At 71.3% G+C, this 1,851-nt stretch carries 1 protein-coding gene; it reads right to left on the bottom strand.

Annotated elements, in window-relative coordinates:
- Nucleotides 1-1,851: type I polyketide synthase (locus tag ACFWR9_RS42635; protein WP_383853063.1), on the bottom strand; the 1,851-nt coding region annotated here is incomplete at both ends.

Raw genomic sequence — 1,851 nt, 5'->3', positions numbered from 1 at the left:
GAGAACACCACGAACGCGTCGAGGTCCAGACCGCGCGTCAACTCGTCCAGGTAGCGGGCGGCCATGGCCTTCGGGGCGAAGACGCCCGCGAGGCGCTCGTCGGTCAGGGACGCGAGGACACCGTCGTCGAGGACACCGGCCGTGTGGATGACGCCGGTCAGCCGGCGCTCGGCCGTGAGGGTGGACAGCAGCTCGGCCACCGCTTCGCGCTGCGAGACGTCGCAGGCGACGACGGTCGCCGTGGCACCCTCCGCGGCCAGCTCCGCCACCAGCTCGGCAGCACCCTCGGCGGCCGCACCACGACGACTCGCCAACACCAGATGACGTACGCCATGCGCCGACACCAGGTGGCGGGCCAGAACACCGGCCAGGGAACCCGTACCACCCGTGATCAGAACCGAGCCCTCGGGATCGAAGACCCTCTCCTGACCTGCACCGGCCACAGCCCGCGCCAGACGCGGCACGGACACCATCCCGCCACGCACCGCGAGCTGCAGCTCACCGGCAGCCAGTACGTCCGACACGAAACCGGAACCGACCTCGACACCCGGCTCCACGTCCAGCAGCACGATCCGGTCCGGATACTCCGCCTGCGCGGCCCGCACCAGACCCCACACCGCGGCACCAGCCACATCCGACACACCGGACCCGCCGGCCGGCACCGCACCACGCGTCACCACCACCAACGGCGACTCCTCATAGCCAGGCGCCACCAGCCACGACTGCAGCACACCGAGCACCCGGCCCAGCAGGTCCACAGCCTCACCACCGTCGACGGCCTCAAGCACCGCCACCGACGGGATCCCACCGAGCGACGCCACATCCTCGGCATCCGTCACCGCAACAGGCGCATCGCCACCACCGGAGACCGAAACCCCCGAAAGCTCAGCCCACTCAAGCCCGAAGAGGGAATCAACACCCGTCCCGGCTCCCGCAGCGTCCAACTGCTCCACCGACACCGGCCGCGACACCAGCGAATCCATCGTCAGCACCACAGCACCCGACTCATCCGCCGCATCGAACGACAACGCGTCCGGACCGCACGGAGCCACCCGCACCCGCAGCGCCGAAGCACCCGCCGCCTGCAGCACCACACCGTTCCACGCGAACGGCAGCACGTTCCGGCCGTCGTCCTCCCGCGCCACGAAGGCGTTCGTGTGCAGAGCGGCGTCCAGGAGTGCCGGGTGCAGACCGAAGCGGCCCGCGTCCTCGCGGGGCTCACGGGGCAGGGCGGCCTCGGCGAAGAGCTCCTCACCGCGCCGCCAGACGGCCCGCAGACCCTGGAACGCCGGACCGTACGCGTACCCGCGCTCGGTCAAATCCTCGTAGAAACCGTTGATGTCGACCGGCTCCGCACCGGCCGGCGGCCACTGCGCGAAGTCGAACCGCGTCCCCGCCGAGGCCGGCGCCACCGGAGACAACACACCCGACGCATGCCGGGTCCACTCCTGCCCGCCACCCTCACCCGCATCACCACGGGACGCGTAGACGCCCACGGTCCGGCGCCCGAACTCGTCGGCACCGCCGACGGCGACCTGGACACGGACGGCCTCGTCCTCGGGAAGCACCAGCGGCGCCCCGATGACGAGCTCGTCCAGGACACCGCAGCCGAACTCGTCGCCCGCCCGGATGGCCAGGTCGACGTAGATGGTGCCGGGGATGACGACCGAGCCCTGGATCGCGTGGTCCGCGAGCCACGGGTGCGTCCGCAGCGACAGACGGGAGGTGAAGACGAGCCCGTCCGACTGCGGCAGCTCGACGACGGCGCCGAGGAGCGGGTGGTCGGTGGAGGCGAGACCGACGGAGGCGACATCGGTGTCGGCGCCCGTCATCTGGATCCAGTAGTGCTCG

The sequence above is a fragment of the Streptomyces sp. NPDC058534 genome (assembly GCF_042717365.1).
In the GTDB taxonomy this organism is placed as follows: domain Bacteria; phylum Actinomycetota; class Actinomycetes; order Streptomycetales; family Streptomycetaceae; genus Streptomyces.
This window is presented reverse-complemented; position numbering and strand designations above follow the sequence as displayed.